Source organism: Pantoea sp. B9002 (assembly GCF_013385945.1).
Classification (GTDB): domain Bacteria; phylum Pseudomonadota; class Gammaproteobacteria; order Enterobacterales; family Enterobacteriaceae; genus Pantoea.
Window position 1 is genome coordinate 146,040 of record NZ_JACAPA010000036.1, and the last position, 16,284, is coordinate 162,323.

Annotated in this window: 14 protein-coding genes; 4 read left to right on the plus strand and 10 right to left on the minus strand. The window is 56.5% G+C overall.

Annotated elements, in window-relative coordinates:
- Positions 1–37: 37 nt before the first annotated feature.
- Both nfuA and gntX read right to left on the minus strand, forming a co-directional pair.
- Positions 38–613, minus strand: coding sequence for a Fe-S biogenesis protein NfuA (gene nfuA / locus HX773_RS17840; protein WP_064741235.1), 576 nt, complete (start codon positions 611–613; stop codon positions 38–40).
- A 58-nt stretch (positions 614–671) separates the two neighbouring features.
- Complete coding sequence (gene gntX, locus HX773_RS17845) at positions 672–1,349, minus strand: DNA utilization protein GntX (RefSeq protein ID WP_176972643.1); 678 nt, start codon at positions 1,347–1,349, stop codon at positions 672–674.
- A 35-nt stretch (positions 1,350–1,384) separates the two neighbouring features.
- Between gntX and bioH the strand changes: the two genes are divergently transcribed.
- A complete protein-coding gene (gene bioH / locus HX773_RS17850; protein WP_176972644.1) occupies positions 1,385–2,155 on the plus strand; it encodes a pimeloyl-ACP methyl ester esterase BioH in 771 nt (256 codons plus the stop codon).
- Here the strand turns inward: bioH and HX773_RS17855 are convergent.
- Both HX773_RS17855 and HX773_RS17860 read right to left on the minus strand, forming a co-directional pair.
- The gene (locus HX773_RS17855; RefSeq protein ID WP_176972645.1) at positions 2,139–3,824 is read right to left on the minus strand and encodes an alpha-amylase family glycosyl hydrolase; all 1,686 of its coding nucleotides are present in this window, start codon (positions 3,822–3,824) and stop codon (positions 2,139–2,141) included. The genes bioH and HX773_RS17855 overlap by 17 nt on opposite strands.
- Before the next feature lie 116 nt (positions 3,825–3,940).
- Positions 3,941–6,265, minus strand: a complete 2,325-nt coding sequence (locus HX773_RS17860) for a Tex family protein (RefSeq protein ID WP_370463616.1) — start codon at positions 6,263–6,265, stop codon at positions 3,941–3,943.
- A 192-nt stretch (positions 6,266–6,457) separates the two neighbouring features.
- Here HX773_RS17860 and greB point away from each other — a divergent pair, with 192 nt between their 5' ends.
- On the plus strand, positions 6,458–6,946 hold the full coding sequence (gene greB / locus HX773_RS17865; protein ID WP_176972646.1) for a transcription elongation factor GreB: 489 nt from the start codon (positions 6,458–6,460) through the stop codon (positions 6,944–6,946).
- A 145-nt stretch (positions 6,947–7,091) separates the two neighbouring features.
- Here the strand turns inward: greB and yjbE are convergent, their stop codons facing one another.
- A complete protein-coding gene (gene yjbE / locus HX773_RS17870; protein WP_176972647.1) occupies positions 7,092–7,334 on the minus strand; it encodes an exopolysaccharide production protein YjbE in 243 nt (80 codons plus the stop codon).
- Between the two features lie 500 nt (positions 7,335–7,834).
- Between yjbE and ompR the strand changes: the two genes are divergently transcribed.
- Positions 7,835–8,554 (plus strand): two-component system response regulator OmpR, encoded by a 720-nt coding sequence (ompR, locus tag HX773_RS17875; protein WP_001157751.1) that lies wholly within the window; start codon positions 7,835–7,837, stop codon positions 8,552–8,554.
- Positions 8,551–9,915, plus strand: coding sequence for a two-component system sensor histidine kinase EnvZ (gene envZ / locus HX773_RS17880; RefSeq protein WP_176972648.1), 1,365 nt, complete (start codon positions 8,551–8,553; stop codon positions 9,913–9,915). The genes ompR and envZ overlap by 4 nt, the downstream gene beginning before the upstream one ends.
- 106 nt (positions 9,916–10,021) lie before the next feature.
- Here envZ and pckA read toward each other — a convergent pair whose 3' ends face one another.
- The 5 genes from pckA to HX773_RS17905 all read right to left on the minus strand — a co-directional run bounded on the left by pckA (position 10,022) and on the right by HX773_RS17905 (position 16,096).
- Entirely contained in the window at positions 10,022–11,641 is a 1,620-nt protein-coding gene (gene pckA, locus HX773_RS17885; RefSeq protein WP_154157224.1) for a phosphoenolpyruvate carboxykinase (ATP), read from the minus strand.
- Positions 11,642–11,915: 274 nt separating this feature from the next.
- The gene (gene hslO, locus HX773_RS17890; RefSeq protein WP_176972649.1) at positions 11,916–12,788 is read right to left on the minus strand and encodes an Hsp33 family molecular chaperone HslO; all 873 of its coding nucleotides are present in this window, start codon (positions 12,786–12,788) and stop codon (positions 11,916–11,918) included.
- 24 nt (positions 12,789–12,812) lie between these two features.
- Entirely contained in the window at positions 12,813–13,214 is a 402-nt protein-coding gene (gene hslR / locus HX773_RS17895) for a ribosome-associated heat shock protein Hsp15 (protein ID WP_008107905.1), read from the minus strand.
- A gap of 18 nt (positions 13,215–13,232) precedes the next feature.
- Positions 13,233–13,901, minus strand: coding sequence for a GMP/IMP nucleotidase (gene yrfG, locus HX773_RS17900; protein WP_176972650.1), 669 nt, complete (start codon positions 13,899–13,901; stop codon positions 13,233–13,235).
- Positions 13,902–13,954: 53 nt separating this feature from the next.
- Positions 13,955–16,096: an intracellular growth attenuator family protein gene (locus tag HX773_RS17905; RefSeq protein ID WP_176972651.1), complete on the minus strand. Its 2,142-nt coding sequence runs from the start codon at positions 16,094–16,096 to the stop codon at positions 13,955–13,957.
- Between the last annotated feature and the right edge of the window lie 188 nt (positions 16,097–16,284).

The following is a 16,284-nucleotide window of genomic DNA, read 5'->3' on the forward strand; positions in this document are numbered from 1 at the left end:
AACGCGCGGCAGCGTCGGGTCGCTGCCGCGTGCTTAATCAGTAGTACGAGTGTTCGCCGCGCTGATGCTCGGTCAAATCACGCACGCCTTTCAGCTCAGGGAAGGCTGCCAGCAGCTCTTTCTCGATGCCATCTTTCAGTGTGACGTCGATCATCGAACAACCGTTACAGCCACCGCCGAATTGCAGAATGGCAATGCCGTCATCGGTGATTTCCATCAGCGATACACGACCGCCGTGGCCAGCCAGCTGCGGGTTGATCTGCGCTTGCAGCAGATATTCCACGCGTTCCACCATCGGCGCATCGTCAGAGACTTTACGCATTTTGGCGTTTGGCGCTTTCAGCGTCAGCTGCGAACCGAGGTTGTCGGTAACAAAGTCGATTTCCGCGTCATCGAGGTACGGTGCGCTCAGCTCATCAACAAAGGCTGACAGTTTTTCGAACTTAAATTCGGTATCAGTCGCTTCTACTGCATCAGGTGGGCAGTAAGAAACACCGCATTCTGCGGTTGGCGTACCCGGATTAATGACGAATACGCGAATCTGAGTGCCATCTTCTTGTTTGGACAGCAATTTTGAGAAGTGCTCTTGCGCAGCATCAGTAATAACGATCATGGCGATTGCTCAATAGTTGACTAATTTACTTGGTTATAATACGCCCAACACCGACGCTCTACAAGGTACGGCACAGGCAACCAATGTGTACGCTGGCCGCGCCTTGCGCCAGCAGGATGCGGCTAATTTCCGCCACGGTACTTCCGGTCGTCACAACATCGTCGATAAGCAGGATATGGCGTCCGCGCACCGGCATTTCAAGGCGAAACGCGCCGCGCAGGTTCTTTTTGCGCGCGCTGGCGCTCAATGAATGCTGAACCGCGCCCTGTCGCACACGCTTTACCCCTTCGCGATATTCACAGCCCAGCCAGCGAGCCAGCGGTTTTGCCAGTAGCGCCGCCTGATTATAGCCGCGTTGCCAGGCGCGCCGACGATGCAGCGGTACGCTCAGCACCAAATCTACACGCGGCAGCCGGTAATCACGACGCATTGTTAATAATTTTAACAAAATCAGCCGCGCCAGCATCACCCTGAGTGCGGTTACGCGAGAAAACTTCAGCTGCTGCACCCAATCGCTCAGCGGCGGCAGGTAATCGCTTACGCAGCTCAGGCTCTGCCACGGCGGCGGGCGGCGCAGGCAGCGCCCGCAGGGTTGCGTTCCGCTGGCCGGTAAACCGCAGCACGGACAGAGTTCCGGCAGGCGCGGAATTTGCTGCACGCAGCGGCTGCACAAACCGTGGCTGGCAATCTGCAACGGCAGGCGGCATAGCCAACACAGTGCCGGGATTGGTAGCATAGCGACCTCCTTTTCACTTTTCCGGAGTGTAACCGATGAGTTCGCTTTACTGGCACACCACAGGCACGGGGGATCGCGATCTTGTGCTGCTGCACGGCTGGGGTTTGAACGCCGAAGTGTGGCAAAACATCGTTCCGCGACTCAGCTCGCATTTTCGCCTGCATCTGGTGGATCTGCCGGGCTTTGGCCGCAGCCAGGGTTTTGCGCCGCTGACCTTAGCGGAAATGGCGCAACAGTTGTTGCCGCAGTTACCCGATCGCGCAGTGTTGCTCGGCTGGTCGCTGGGTGGGTTAGTGGCTAGCCAGCTGGCGTTAACTCAGCCAGAGCGCGTTGCAGCGCTGATCACCGTCGCCTCATCGCCGTGTTTTACCGCGCGTGATCAATGGCCGGGCATCAAGCCCGAAACGCTGCAAAATTTTCAGCAGCAGCTGAGCACGGATTTCCAGCGCACCGTGGAGCGCTTTTTGGCGCTGCAAACCATGGGCACGGAGAATGCGCGACAGGATGCACGTCAGTTGAAAGAGGTGGTTTTATCCCAGCCGATGCCGTCGGTTGCGGTGCTGGAAGGTGGATTAGAGATTTTGCGTCAGGATGATCTGCGTGCCGCACTCGACGATCTGCCGCTGCCGTTCCTGCGTATTTACGGCTATCTCGATGGGCTGGTGCCGCGTCGTATCGCAGAAGAACTGGATGCACGCTGGCCAGCTTCATCCTCGGTGGTGATGGAGAAAGCCGCGCATGCGCCTTTCATCTCTCACCCGGATGAATTTACGCAGCTGATCATCAAGTTTACCGCAGCCACATAAACTGCCACGCAGCCAGCGTTAACGGCTGGCTGCCATCCAGCTTCACACCGCTAATCACATCCTGCATATGCCGCGCCAGCGGTAACTGCGTCGTCACCTCATGATGGCTGAGATTAAACACGCACAGCAAACCCTCTTCGCTATCCGGCTGATGGCGACGCAACACCAGCAAGGTATTTTCGCTCTCCATCAGCGTCATCGGGTTATCAGGATGGAATGCGGATTGTCGCGTACGCAGCTGAATCAGCGCGCTGAGGCGTTCATACACCTGCTGACGTAGCGGATTGCCGCCGCTGATCCACTGCTCCATCTCATGCAGATCGTACTTCTGACGATTGATGGCGCGGTTATGACCGGCCGCGCGCACGCCTTCGTTATCGTTGCGCGAGCCGAGGATGCTTTGAATGTAGATCGCCGGTACGCCGGGAAACGACAGCAGAATCGCGTGCGCCAGCAGGAAGCGGCGCAAACGCGTGTCATCGTCGTCGTCCTGCTGATTGAGCGCATCGAAATAGGTGACGTTGATTTCATATGGGCTGGTGGTGCCATCGGCATTGTTCTTGTACGAGACCAGCGCGCCTTCCAGCGCCAAATCACGAACCAGCGCCACAATCTCCACTTCCGACAAAATGCCGCGCGCCGGATTGAGTCCAATGCCGTCGTGCGAGGCGAGAAAGTTAAAGAAAGTGGTGGTGCCGCCGCCTAAATCCAGCGTGCTGGCCCACTGGCGCAGCGCACGCGCTGATCCGGAATGAATGGCGTGCAGCACCAGCGGCGGCAGCGAAAACTGATATACCATTTGCGCTTCATCTTTGCCGTTGCCGAAATAGCTGATGTTGTCTTTGTGCGGCACGTTGGTTTCGGTGACGATCACCGTACCGGGCGCCACTTCATTGGCAATGGCGCGAAACAGCTTCACCAACTGATGCGTTTTTGGCAGGTGAATGCAGTTGGTGCCCGGCGTTTTCCACATGTAGCCCACCGCGTCGAGCCGCACATAATCCGCGCCTTTGTTCAGGTAGTCGAGCAGCACATCCACCATGCGAATCAGTACTTCCGGATTGCCAAAGTTGAGGTCGATTTGGTCGGCGCTGAAGGTGGTCCAGATATAGCGCGTTTCGCCATCGGCCATTGCAAACGGCGTGAGCAGCGGCGAGGTGCGAGGACGCGTCACTGCGCTGAGATCGGTAGCCGGCGGCATGCTGATAAAGAAATCATCCCAACCGGGATCCTGCGCCAGAAAGTGCTGAAACCAGCGGCTGTGCGCCGACATGTGGTTGCAGACAAAATCAAACATCAGCCGCGTTTCGCTGTGCAGCGCGCTGATTTGCTGCCAGTCGCCGCAGATCGGATTGACCTGGTGATAGTCGATAACAGAAAAGCCATCGTCGGAAGAGTAGGGAAAGAACGGCAACAGATGCACCAGGCTGAAAGTGGATTGCAGATGCTGCTGATAAAAACGCGAGAAGCTGGCAAGGGTTGGCTGTTCGGGTTCGCGGAACTGATCGGCGTAGCTAATCAGCACCACATCTTTCTCGTCCCAGTGCGCCTTGCGCGGCAGTTTTACCGTATCGCGCGCGGCACGAATGTGTGAAAGCAGGCGTTCACGCGCCGCGACCGGAAAGCTGCCGTGATAAATCTCATCGATTAAGGCGTTGATAATATCCATTGGATCGCAGGGCCACGCGGCAGGTCATTTTTTCAAAGCGTAGATGGACGAGCAGATTTATCAAGGCGGTATGCGCGCGGAGACGGAATGTCTCCGCGCGTGTTTAAGGCAGGAACTTAACGTTTTTTGAAGGCGGCGGCGAGCGCATCACCCATCGCGCTGTTGCCTGCCGGAGCGCTGGCGGGTTTGCCGCGACCTTTATTATTGGCCGCCGGGCGGGCGTTTTCTTTGCCTGCGCTACGGTTGCTGCCGCGGGCATTGCTTTCACCGGGCTGCTCGTCCAGACGCATGGTGAGCGCAATACGTTTACGCTGCATATCCACTTCCATCACCTTCACTTTGACGATATCGCCGGCCTTCACCACCTGATGGGGATCTTCAACGAACTTGTCGGAAAGGGAAGAGATGTGTACCAAACCGTCCTGATGCACGCCGATATCGACGAAAGCACCGAAGTTGGTGACGTTGGTTACGGCGCCTTCCAGCACCATGCCCGGCAGCAGATCGTTGAGCGTTTCCACGCCTTCAGCAAATTGCGCGGTTTTAAACTCCGGACGTGGATCGCGGCCCGGTTTTTCCAGCTCTTTGATGATGTCTGTGACCGTTGGCAAGCCGAAGCGCTCATCGGTGAAGTCGCGAGCATTCAGATCGCGCAGACCGCCAGGATTACCCATCAGCTCATTCAGCGCCTGCTCGGTGGCGGCCAGAATGCGCTCGACCAGCGGATAGGCTTCCGGGTGCACGGTTGAAGCATCCAGCGGGTTGTCGCCGTGATTGATGCGCAGGAAGCCCGCGCACTGCTCAAAGGCTTTCGGCCCGAGGCGGCTCACCTTCAGCAGTTGCTGACGGTTCTGGAAGCGGCCATTTTCATCGCGCCAGCTAACAATATTCTGCGCCATCATGCGGGTTAAACCGGCGACGCGGGTCAGCAGCGCCACTGACGCGGTGTTGAGATCGACACCCACGGCGTTTACGCAGTCTTCCACCACCGCATCCAGCTTCTTCGCCAGCTGGCTTTGGCTGACGTCGTGCTGATATTGGCCTACGCCGATCGATTTCGGATCGATTTTCACCAGCTCGGCGAGCGGGTCCTGCAGGCGACGCGCGATGGAAACCGCGCCACGAATGGAAACGTCGAGATCCGGGAACTCCAGCGCCGCCAGCTCGGAGGCGGAATAGACCGATGCACCGGCTTCGCTGACGATCACTTTCTGCGCGTTGATTTGCGGGAACTGCTTCTGCACGTCGAGGAAGAAACGCTCGGTTTCGCGCGAGGCGGTGCCGTTACCAATCGCCACCAGTTCAACCTGATGTTTAGCGCACAGCGCCGCCACAGCCGTGGCCGCTTTCGCCGCCTGGCCGGTGTGCGGATAAATGGTATCGGTGGCGACCAGCTTGCCGGTGGCATCCACCACCGCAACTTTCACGCCGGTACGCAAGCCCGGATCGAGGCCCATGGTGGCGCGCATGCCGGCAGGCGCGGCCATCAGCAGATCGTGCAGGTTACGGGCAAACACGTTGATGGCTTCATCTTCGGCGCGTTCACGAATGGTGCCCATCAATTCGGTTTCGAGGTGCAGCAGCACTTTGATGCGCCAGGTCCAGCTCACCACCGCTTTACGCCAGCTATCCGCCGGCGCGTTATTCAGGCGCAGCTTTAGGTGTTCGGCGATCAGCGTTTCGCCATAGCTTTCACGCGGGGCTTCGTCGAACTGCGGATCGGCATTCAGCGACAGCTGCAGCACGCCTTCGTTGCGACCGCGGAACATCGCCAGCGCACGGTGCGACGGGACGCCGCTCAGCGCTTCGTGGTGATCGAAGTAGTCGCGGAATTTCGCGCCTTCTTCCTCTTTACCTTCCACCACGCGCGCCACGACATGCGCGTTCTTCCACAGATATTCACGCACTTTCGCCAGCAGCGTAGCGTCTTCGGCAAAGCGCTCCATCAGGATGTAGCGCGCGCCATCCAGCGCAGCGCGCACGTCGGCGACACCTTTGTCGGCATCAACGTAGCTGGCGGCCAGCTGCTCGGGATCCTGCGATGGGTCCTGCCACAGCGTGTCGGCCAGCGGTTCCAGACCGGCTTCAATAGCGATCTGTCCGCGCGTGCGACGCTTCTGTTTGTACGGCAGGTAAAGGTCTTCCAGCTCGGTTTTATTCAGCGTGCTGTTGATGGCGGTGGCGAGTTCAGGCGTGAGTTTGCCCTGTTCGTCGATGGATTTCAGAATCGACTGGCGACGATCGTCCAGCTCGCGCAGGTAACTCAGACGGCTCTCCAGCAAACGCAGCTGGGTGTCGTCGAGTCCACCGGTCACTTCCTTACGATAACGTGCGATAAACGGCACGGTGTTCCCTTCATCAAGTAAGCGAACGGCAGCATCAACCTGGTCGGCGCGTGCCTTCAGCTCACCTGCGATAATCTGGCTCAGTGAATCTTTCATCATCATTAACAATGCTTACACAGGGTTGGAAATAGCGGACAGTTATACGGAATGAGGCCGAAAATTGCCAGCCGGTGGCCTGCGAATCCGTCTTTTTCTGAATGCAGCGCGCGCAATCTTGCTGATGGTCAATCGGTCGCTTATTGTTAGCCTCTTTGCTGCGAAGAACCGCCGTCACCACGAGTTGAAGTCATGAAAACCCAACTGATTACCCGCGAAGGCTATAACAAGCTGCGTGCCGAACACGACCATTTGTGGAACGAAAAGCGTCCTGAAATAACCAAAATCGTCTCATGGGCGGCCAGCCTCGGCGATCGTTCGGAAAACGCCGATTACACCTACAACAAGCGTCTGCTGCGCCAGATCGATCGCCGGGTGCGCTATCTGCGCAAATGCCTCGCCGATCTGAAAATCGTCGATTACGCGCCGCAGCAGGAGGGCAAAGTGTTTTTCGGTGCCTGGGTGCAAGTGGAGAATGAGCAGGGCGATGTGAAGCGTTTCCGCATTGTTGGCCCGGATGAAATTTATGGCGAGACGATGAAAGAGTACATCTCGATCGACTCGCCGATGGCGCGCGCGCTGATCAAGAAAGAAGTGGATGACGAAGTGGTGGTCAACACGCCGGAAGGGCAGAAGTTGTGGTTCGTCAACAGCATCGAATATGTGAAAGAGACGCCTTAAAAAGGGCAATCGCCGTTGGTGTAGTACTCAACAATATTTCGCAAAACGCACACATCGTAGCGGCGCAATTTATTGCGCGATAAATCGCGCCGCTGCGAAATGTGCGGTATTGGATAGCAGAGATTAACGGAACGGCCGTGATGCGTTATTTGCCTGGCGTGGTTGCGGTGGTGGTTGATGTGCTGCTGCCACCTTTGTCGCCGCCGCCCATGGTTGCCAGCGCCACGCCGAGCAGTGCGCCTACTGCGCCAACACCGATCGCGTCTGAGTTACCCTTCGCCGTGGTGGATGCCTGCGCGCCCGCCGCTTCGCCCGCGCTGGTGGCCGCCTGAACCTGAGTGAAACTGGTCAGTACCAGAGCGCTCAGCAGAATTACGGTTTTTTTCATCTTTTTCTCTCCACATGAACTCAATAACCGCAGTGTCAGAGATTGCGTGGTGAGAAGAAAGGGCTGTTTATTGCCTGATTTATCAGCCTTTATTTAATGCTGGCCTTGTTTGTTTTCGTCGTGGAATTGTTCCGAGAGCAGTTGCGTGGCCGAAAGCGAAATCACGGGATTTTATACTGCCCATCACGCGCTGAAAGCGTATTCCGCACCGCATCCTTAAGCCAAATTGCGCTGCGCGCCGGTCTGCGCGTGAAAATTTCTGTCATGAACCAGTAACAGAAAGAAAACGCGCCAAATTTTCAGATAAGCGCTAAGCGGCTTGAAAGCACAGATAAAAAACGCGAAGCGAAGCGCATTTCAGGGCTAAAAATAAATATAAGCTGCTGTTTAATATGCTTTGTAACAATTTCGGCTAGAATATAAACCATTAATGACTGTCACACTGAGGCCTCTTTTTTTAACAATAATGGCTCAGGCAATGGCGCCTTTGGGAGTTGAACATGCAAGAGAACTACAAAATTCTGGTCGTCGATGATGATATGCGTTTGCGTGCGTTGCTGGAGCGCTATCTCACCGAGCAGGGCTTTCAGGTGCGTAGCGTTGCCAACGCCGAGCAAATGGATCGACTGTTAACCCGCGAATCCTTCCACTTGATGGTGCTCGACTTGATGTTGCCGGGCGAAGATGGTTTGTCTATCTGCCGCCGTTTGCGCAGTCAAAGCAACCCGATGCCGATCATCATGGTCACCGCGAAAGGCGAAGAAGTGGATCGTATCGTCGGTCTGGAAATCGGCGCGGATGACTACATTCCAAAACCGTTTAACCCGCGTGAATTGCTGGCACGTATCCGTGCGGTGCTGCGTCGTCAGGCCAATGAACTGCCAGGCGCGCCTTCGCAGGAAGAAGCGGTTATCGCTTTCGGTAAGTTCAAGCTGAACCTCGGCACCCGCGAGATGTTCCGTGAAGATGAGCCGATGCCGCTGACCAGCGGTGAGTTTGCCGTGCTGAAAGCGCTGGTTAGCCATCCGCGTGAGCCGCTGTCACGCGATAAGCTGATGAACCTGGCGCGTGGCCGTGAATACAGCGCCATGGAACGCTCCATCGACGTGCAGATTTCGCGTCTGCGCCGCATGGTGGAAGAAGATCCGGCGCATCCACGTTACATTCAGACCGTTTGGGGTCTTGGCTACGTATTCGTTCCGGACGGCAGCAAAGCATGAGGCGATTGCGCTTCTCACCCCGCAGTTCGTTTGCCCGCACCTTGTTATTGATTGTTACCTTGCTGTTCGTCAGCCTGGTAACAACCTATTTGGTGGTGCTCAATTTCGCCATTCTTCCCAGCTTGCAGCAGTTCAATAAGGTCCTCGCGTACGAAGTGCGTATGTTGATGACCGATCGGCTGCAGCTGGAAGATGGAACTCAGTTGGAAGTGCCACCGGCCTTCCGACGCGAAATTTATCGTGAGCTGGGCATCTCGTTGTATACCAACGCGGCGGCGGAAGAGAGCGGTTTGCGCTGGGCGCAACATTACGAATTCCTCAGTGAGCAGATGGGCCAGCAGCTGGGCGGTCCCACCGATGTCCGTGTCGAGGTGAATAAAAACTCGCCGGTGGTGTGGCTGAAAACCTGGCTGTCGCCGGATATCTGGGTGCGCGTGCCGCTCACCGAAATCCATCAGGGCGACTTCTCACCGCTGTTCCGCTACACGCTGGCGATTATGCTGCTGGCGATTGGCGGCGCCTGGCTGTTTATCCGCATCCAGAACCGACCCTTAGTGGATCTGGAGCATGCGGCGTTGCAGGTCGGTAAAGGCATCATTCCACCGCCGCTGCGTGAATACGGCGCGTCGGAAGTGCGTTCGGTGACGCGGGCGTTTAACCAAATGGCGGCCGGTGTGAAGCAGTTGGCCGACGATCGTACCTTGTTGATGGCGGGTGTCAGTCATGACTTGCGTACGCCGCTAACGCGTATTCGTCTCGCCACCGAGATGATGGGCGAGCAGGATGGTTATCTGGCGGAGTCGATCAACAAAGATATCGAAGAGTGCAATGCGATTATCGAGCAGTTCATCGACTATCTGCGTACCGGTCAGGAGATGCAGACCGAACGCGCCGACCTGAACAGCGTGTTGGGCGAAGTGGTGGCGGCAGAGAGCGGCTACGAGCGCGAGATTGAGAACGCGGTGATGTCCGAGGATTTGATGCTGGATATCAACCCGCTGTCGATCAAGCGCGCGCTGGCGAATCTGGTGGTCAACGCAGCGCGTTATGGCAACGGATGGATTAAGGTCAGCAGCGGCAAGGAGCTGAACCGCGCGTGGTTCCAGGTGGAAGATGATGGTCCGGGCATCAAGCCGGATCAGCTACAGCATCTGTTCCAGCCGTTTGTGCGCGGCGACAGCGCACGCAGCACCAGCGGCACCGGTCTCGGTTTGGCGATTGTGCAGCGTATTATTGATGCGCATGAAGGCTCGCTGGAGATTGGTGACAGTGACCGCGGCGGATTGCGTATTCGCGCGTGGTTGCCGATTCCGGAAGGCAGCGGCAGTACAGCGGTGGTGAGTATTAATCACAGCGCGTGATTGCAGGTTTTATTGCGGTTGATAACCAGGTGGGCATAAATGCCCACCTTACAAATGTTAGGTGCGGTTTTGTAGGGTGGGCATTTATGCCCACCTGGTTTTCACATCACAACTGCGGACCCGCCTGCACCAACGCTTTACCGGCGTCGTTATCCGTATACTTCTCGAAATTAGTAATAAAGCGCTGCGCCAGATCCTGTGCAGCTTGCTGCCAGGCCGCTTCTGTCGGCCAGCTGCGGCGCGGATCGAGAATCGCGCTATCCACCTGCGGCAGAACTTTAGGCATCTGCAGGTTGAACACCGGCAAAGTTTCAGTCTCAACCTCATCCAGCTCACCGGCCAGAATCGCATTGATGATGGCGCGCGTGTCTTTCAACGAAATGCGCTTGCCGCTCCCGTTCCAGCCGGTATTCACCAGATACGCCTGCGCACCTGCCGCTTCCATCCGCTTCACCAGCACGTCGGAATATTGCGTTGGGTGCAGCGTCAGGAATGCCGCGCCAAAACAGGCGGAGAAGGTGGGCGTCGGCTGCGTGACGCCGCGCTCGGTGCCGGCCAGTTTGGCAGTAAAGCCAGAAAGGAAGTGATATTGCGTCTGTTCCGGCGTTAAGCGTGAAACCGGCGGCAGCACGCCAAAGGCATCGGCGGTAAGGAAAATCACTCGCTTCGCGTGGCCCGCTTTCGAAACCGGCTGCACGATGTTCTCGATATGCTCGATCGGATAAGAGACGCGGGTGTTCTCGGTCTTGCTGCCGTCGGCATAATCAACAGTGCCGTCGGCGCGGACCACCACGTTTTCCAGCAGCGCATCGCGGCGAATCGCACGGTAGATTTCCGGCTCCGCCTGCTCAGACAGATTGATGGTTTTGGCGTAGCAGCCACCTTCAAAGTTGAACACGCCATCGTCATCCCAGCCGTGTTCGTCATCGCCAATCAGCTGGCGATCCGGATCGGTGGACAACGTGGTTTTGCCGGTGCCGGACAAGCCAAAGAATACCGCCACATCGCCCGCTTTGCCGACGTTAGCCGAACAGTGCATTGAAGCGATGCCTTTCAGCGGCAGCAGGTAGTTCATGATGGCGAACAGACCTTTCTTCATCTCGCCGCCGTACCAGGTTCCTCCAATCAACTGCATGCGTTCGGTCAGGTTGAAGGCGACGAAGTTCTCGGAGTGCAAACCTTGCGCCTGCCAGTCTGGATTGGTGCACTGCGCGGCGTTCATCACCACGAAATCCGGTTTGAAGTCAGCCAGTTCGGCTTCGCTCGGACGGATAAACATGTTTTTGACGAAGTGCGCCTGCCAGGCCACTTCCATCACGAAGCGCACGCTGAGGCGCGTGTCGGGATTGGCACCGCAGAACGCATCAATTACAAACAGACGTTTGCCGGAAAGCTGCTGAGTGCAGCGATCTTTCAACGCCTGCCAGGTTTCCTGTGACAGCGGCTGGTTATCATTTTTGCCGTTGCCGACATCGTTCCACCACAGCGTGTCGCGCGTGGTGTCATCCCGAACGATGTACTTATCTTTTGGCGAGCGACCCGTGAAGATGCCGGTATCCACGGCAATAGCACCGCTCTGCGTCAGAATGCCTCGCGCATAACCTTCCAGCTCTGGGCGAGTTTCTTCCTGAAACAGGGTGTCGAAATCAGGGTTGTACACCACTTCGGTGGTGCCGCTGATGCCCATAGAGGCGAGGTCTTGCGATGTCAGGCCGTTAACGCGCATGTGACTGCTCCTTTAATCGGTATCTGTTACTGCATATTTTTTATGGGGTGATTCTGCCGCCTGCCTGCATAGCCACGCAGGGCAGATCGCGCGCAGTGTACTCTTCTGAGCACAGCGGAAAAGAGAAGATAGTCAGAAATGCGAGCTGGAACGTGACAAGTAGAGAAATCTGCCACTTATGAAACTAAAGTCAGCGTTATTTAGCTAATAACCGTGATAAATGATAGGGATACGTTCAGCAGGAATGCGGGCGGAGGAGCCGCCCGGCAGGTAATTAATGCACTTGATCGCTGTTGTTGGTTGGCGCATTACGAATGGCGGCAATATCCACGGCATCGTAAACATAGTGCGAACCGCAATAGTCGCAATGCATGTCGATTTTGCCATCTTCTTCGAGGATTTCGTCCACTTCTTCAATTGGCAGCGTAGTCAGCACTTCGCCACAGCGCTCACGTGAGCAGGTGCACTTGAAGCTGACTGGCGACGGTTCGAACACAGTGGCTTCTTCCTGATGATACAGGCGCCACAGAACGTCGGTGGCCGGCAGCTCAATCAGCTCTTCGCTTTTCACGGTTTCGGTCAGAGTGGCGAGGTGATTGAAATCATCCAGGCTCGGCTCTTGCGCTGGCAGCACCTGCAGCAGAATACCGGCTGCGCCTTTGTCGCTGGTGCGGATAAACAGGCGCGTTGGCAGCTGCTCAGAACGCATGAAGTAATCTTCCAGACAACCCGCCAGCGTATCCGCTTCCAGGCCAACCACGCCCTGATAGCGCTCGCCTTTCTCTGGCGAGATGGTGATCACCAGATAGCCGTTACCGACCATCTCTTTCAGGCTGCTGCCCGGTGCGATCTCCGCGTCTTCTTTCACGCGCGCCACGCCACGCAACTCCTGACGGTTGTTACCGTTGATCACCGCCAGCGTCAGCGGACCGTCGCCCTGCAACTGCACCGTGATTTCGCCATCAAACTTCAGCGTCGCCGTCAGCAGGCTGGTGGCCACCAGCAGCTCGCCCAGCAAGGTTTTTACCGGCTCAACGTAATCGTGATTTTTGACGATTTCACGCCAGGTTTCGGTCACATTTACCAGCTCGCCGCGCACAGCGACGTTTTCGAACAGGTAACGGTGCAGTTGATCGTTTGCAGACATAGTGTTTCTCTCGTTGGGGGCGCGTTATTTATCGCCCGACAATTTAAATTTCATCAGATCGCGGCGCTCTTTCTTATCCGGGCGGCGATCGGGGTGCGGCATGGTTAAGGAATTCATCTTGCGTGCCAGCGCGGTTTTCTCGCGTTTGTCGATGCTGGCGGCGGTTTCGGCATACAGCGCCTGCGCTTCGCTGGCCGGACGCCGCTGATCGGTCACGGCGGTGATCACCACGGTGCGCTCATCGTTGCCCTGACGCAGCGTCAGTTCGGCATTCAGCTCCACCAGTTTGCTCGGCTTGCTGCGCTGGCCGTTGTAATGCACTTTGCCGCCTTCGACCATTTCGCGTGCCAGCGCACGCGTTTTGTAGAAGCGCGCGGCCCACAGCCATTTGTCGAGGCGCACGCCTTCGCTCACTTTCTCTTTCATGGTATTGCGGCTCCTGCTTTAACGCAGCGTCTCACACAATTGACGATAATCGCGTACCGCCGGATGACGCTGGAAAGTTTGATCGGGCCGACCGGAATCCGGATTGCTGACGCCTAAGCACCAGCGAATGCCCCAGCGTGTGGCTGCATCCAGAATCGCTTCGCTGTCATCAATGAATAGCGTGCGTGCGCTGTCAAACGCAGTGTGTTGCTGAACGGCCTGCCAGAGACGCGGATCCTCTTTCGGATATCCAAAGGTATGGGTGGAAAGTAATAAATCAAGGTGGGCAGCTAATCCGGTCTGCTCCAGTTTCACATCCAGATTGTAAGGATGCGCATTGGTCAGCAGAATCGTGCGTTTACCTGCGGCACGCAGCGCCTGCAGCAGCGGCAGCGTATCTTCCCGCATTGCCGCACGGTGGCGCTTCTCCCACGTCATGGCGCGAATATCCAGCGCCAGCTCCTGCGACCAGTAATCGAGACAATACCAGTTTAGCGTATGCACCACGGCCTGATACTTCTGCTCAATCAGCTGATGCGCTTCGCCCAGCGTGATGGCGCGTTCGCGGCTCAAAGTTTCCGGAACGTGTTCCAGCCAGAAGTGACGGTCGAAGGCGAGATCGAGCAAGGTGCCGTCCATATCCAGCAGTACGGTATCAATCTCTGACCAGTTAAGCGTAACCTGCATTTTCTTTCTCGCCGCAAAAAAGTGGGCGACAGGGTAGCACAGAAGGAGAGGGCTCAGAACAGCGAGCGCACGCTCTGCATAGTGTTCAGATTGTGGTTGAAGCACTTATCGTAATACTGCTGAATTTCCGCCATGCGCAGGCGATTACGATGAATACGACGCAGCGCCAGCAAGCCGTTGATCACCGCGCTGGCAATCAGCACCAGCATCAACAGCGCGGTGCCCAAATAGCGCCATTGCGCCATGGCATCCGGCTCGTTATGCAGCGCGATATGGCGTGTGCCGTTAGCATCGGTGGTAATGCTGGTGATGATGCCGCTGGCGGCGAACGGCGTATGCAGCAGCATGCCGGACATGCGTTGCAGTTCGCGCCATTGTGAAGGTGCATCAAGATCGAACAGCGGTACTGACGGCTGCGGCTGCGTTACCATCTGTCGCCCTTCATCACTGATAATCAGGAAGCCACCCGGCGGCGGGCTATTGAGGTTTTCCGCCGCGCGACGCGTTTCACGCGCGAAGAAGCTGGAGGTGGCGGTGTTAACCAGGTTTTCCAGCGCTTCCGCACTCACCGGACGCAGCAGCACGTTCATGCCATTCAGCTTGCCGGAATCCGCGCGATGGATCAGCGAATCCCAATCCTTGGCATTGCCCAGATTCACTAGCGCATTTTTCAGGCGCACACAATCTTGCTGCTGGCTGCACAGCTCCTGAGTTTTCAGCACCAGATCGGAAAAGTCATCCAGCAGAATCATACCGGATTTTTGAATCGCCGAGGCCAGCTGCGGGTTGAGCTTGGGATCGGTATTGGTTTCCGGATGCAGCTGGCGCGTGGTGGTATCAAGTAACGCCGAGGCTTTATCGATGATGTCCGATTGCGGCAGCGGCAGCGGCACCGCGTTGTTCCAGTAAATGGCTGAGCAATCGAACGGCATATAAGCGTAGCTGCGATTACTTTGGTAATTGCCGGGCACCGAACACATGCCGGTACCGGCGACTTTCAAACTGTCGCCGATGTGCAGCGGCAGCGTATTCAATTTATCAACGCTATTCACTTCAATACTTTCAGTGCCTTTCACCCACGCCAGGCTGAGTTTGATCGGCATGCTGAGGGGAATCCAGGTGAACAGCATCACCAGCACCAGTAGCGAACCGCACGCCAGCACCAGATTTTTGCGCCAGCGTTGCACCGGGAAATTACGCACTTCGTCCTGCAACGACAGGAAACGACCCTGACGCACCACCTGACGATTGAGGTACATATCGACATCGGTGGTTTGGCCTAAATCGTGCGCCACATACGGCTGCCAGTGCGCGGGGTAGATTAAATCGATAATGCCCAGCGAGATGTTGCTCTGCTCCTGATTGGATTCACCAAACAGGCCCCAGCGCTTGGGCGCACCGCGCAGGCAATGCACATCGCGCAAGCCTTTGGCGCCAGGGAAGCGATAGAGGAACCACAGGCTAACGGCGATCATCAGACAGCCGAGCAGCGCAATCCAGCCCATCAGGCTGCCGGGCAGCACCAGACTCAGGAAGAACAGCAGGAAAGCGAAACAGATGGCGACCGCTTCACGCGTGCCGTCGGCGCGAGACAGTTGATATTCTTCCGAGGTCTCTTTGCGTACCTGCAGCAGCTCAACGTTTTCGCTCTCTTCTTTGCGAATCGACGCGTTGGTGGACATCGGACGCACCAGCGGTGGCAGCGCCGGTTGTTCCACCGCGTAATTCACCAGCGAATGGCCGTTGAGCGAAATCACCAGCGGCAGCGTTTGCGTGCGGATCAGCTCTACGTAGTTCTCTTCGGCGATGTACTGTTCCCACAGCGGCGGCAAATGCACTTCGACTTCATCGAGATAGTAGCGCCACTTCTGCGGATCGTCGGTCGAGAGGCCATAGCGGGTGATGGAACGGGTGACAGGATAAACATTGTTGCTTTGTGCGGTGAGCGTCAGCGCTTCAGGCTCGCGCGGCTTCTTTGCGGATCGCGCGCTGCTGTTTTGCTGCTGTTTCGCCAGTAGCGCGATGTACTTTTCAACGGCAGCGCGTTCTTCGTCGGTGAGCTTTCTATTAGGCGGACTGATAAACGGCAGTGGTTTCGCCAACGGCGGACGATGCCGCATAGCGTACCAATAGCCGATACCTGCTAATAAGGAACAGGCGAGCATGACAGCCAGAATGACAATATAAGTGCTCATGCTTTGCTCAATCCAGCCAAAAAACTGCCTTCACGTTAACGAATTACTCCCGGTGAATCCATCAATACAAGTCAATTTTGGCGAGCAGATGTCATTCTGACAAGGGAAAAGTCAGATAAAATAACGCGCAAAATCATTTAATTATAGTTTGTTAGATTATTCCTTAACGGGATGTTAACCAGACATAA